The sequence below is a fragment of the Hubeiibacter jixunmingi genome, assembly GCF_041928215.1.
Lineage (GTDB): Bacteria > Pseudomonadota > Gammaproteobacteria > Pseudomonadales > Moraxellaceae > Acinetobacter.
In genome coordinates this window covers 1-1,719 of record NZ_JBHFHK010000120.1, presented here as the reverse complement: position 1 = coordinate 1,719, position 1,719 = coordinate 1, and the positions used below count along the sequence as shown (strand labels likewise).

General features: G+C 36.1%; 2 protein-coding genes. One reads left to right on the top strand and one right to left on the bottom strand.

From position 1 onward, the window contains the following. Positions 1-201: 201 nt before the first annotated feature. Positions 202-1,017 carry a M15 family metallopeptidase gene (locus ACEYX7_RS10880; RefSeq protein WP_374805540.1) on the bottom strand — a complete coding sequence of 272 codons (816 nt, stop codon included), beginning with the start codon at positions 1,015-1,017 and terminating at the stop codon, positions 202-204. Between the two features lie 195 nt (positions 1,018-1,212). Here ACEYX7_RS10880 and ACEYX7_RS10875 point away from each other — a divergent pair, with 195 nt between their 5' ends. After that, entirely contained in the window at positions 1,213-1,521 is a 309-nt protein-coding gene (locus ACEYX7_RS10875) for an SH3 domain-containing protein (protein ID WP_374805538.1), read from the top strand. The last annotated feature ends 198 nt before the right edge of the window (positions 1,522-1,719 follow it).

Here is a 1,719-nt window from a genome sequence, read left to right as displayed (position 1 = left end):
GAGAATGAAATTAGTGGCAGGATTTATAAATTGGCAAGTTAATCGCTAAATTTACATTTTCGAAAGAGGTCTATTAAATTACACAAATATGCAATAAAATGCGAATAAATTTACATAAATAGATTTTGTCGTATTACAAATATGAAATAAAAAAGCACTACGGGGTAGTAGTGCTTTTTGATACAAGGATTATTCGAGTGATTAGTAACAAGACTGTGCTGCCAAAGCTTGTTGTGCGGCTGGACTATCAGTGAATTTCCAGTGCCACGACTCTTCAGATACACCACTTTTCGCTGAATAGGCAGCAGTGTAAGTTTGTTTGAAACCATATTTGCCTGCATTGCTTAGCAGCCATGTATAGCCTTTAGTTTTGGCAAAGCTAGGATTAATTGGACTAAAATCTAAAGCAAAACCAGTATGATGTTCAGAATAGCCAGCTGGTGCAGACATGAAATATAGTTGTTTTGGCTTTTGTCCAGCTGCTTTTTTACGGTCAACAATGCCTTGTTGGTATGCAACCGAACGGAACGCTGAACCAACGGTCAATGTTACACCATCTTGACGAGCCGCTGCCATCATTTTACTCAAAGCTTGTGCGGCATCAGGATGCATTTTATAGCCATTACCAATACTCACCAGATTAGTCTGTTCTGGGAAACGATAATGTTTGATCCCAACACTTGCTGCCTCAGGATGTGGTGTACATAAGGCGTTATTGGGTGTTTGTACAGGAGGCATATTAGCAGCGTGTGTGACAGGCATTACATTTGAATTGTAGTTTGCATTAGGAACATTGCTATCATTAAATGATACGGTTGGTTGATTGCTTTCCATACCATTTAGTGTGTTGCCTTCTTGAGGCTCATTGTAATTGCCTTGGGCAATCGTTTTGATGGCTGAAGTTGCGGCAGGTCCCATTTCTTCTTGTGCAGGTTGGTTGGTTAATGCAAAAACGGCAGGAATGAGTGCTAAGCTACCAATAATCGCACCAGTGGTTAACAATTGTTTTTTTTTCATGAGCAGTGTCTCATTCCATACGAGTTAAAAAATACAATTTAATTGAGTAAATCATCATTTGTGTAGACATTATAAAATTAATTTTATTGTTTTGCAATGAGATTAAATTTTAACTTGCAGAAAAAAATAAAAGGCGTTAAATTTGGTTACATTATATAACTGGTAAAGTTTTAATATGCTTTCGGAGAAATTGTAATGAAAAGTTTTAAATTAATTCTAGCTGTAAGTGCAGTATTAGGTTTGTCTGTGGCAACATCTGCTAACGCCTTAGGTCCAGCAGCACAAAAGACTACTTCAGGCTATGTATGTACGAATGATGCAACAGGGACACTGACACTACGCTCAGGTCCAGGTCAACAATTCAAACGTATTACTAGTATTACCAACAATACGCCTGTTACTGTATATAAAGAGGTTGTTGGTAACGACAATAAATCTTGGTACAACGTTACTGTTGGTCGCTACAATGGTTGGGTACGTTATGATTATGTTTGTGGTTTATAATTCATAATATCATCCAATATGTATTAAAAATAATAGCTTAGTTTAAACTAGGCTTTTATTTTCTTAATTTTTCAAATCAATTCTTCTAAAGAAAATGGATATGAGTGTTGAATTAAAAGGTTATATTAGGGTGTGTTGACATACAAAGAAAATCAGTTATTCTGATTATATGAATAGACTAACACTTACTGATGCCCA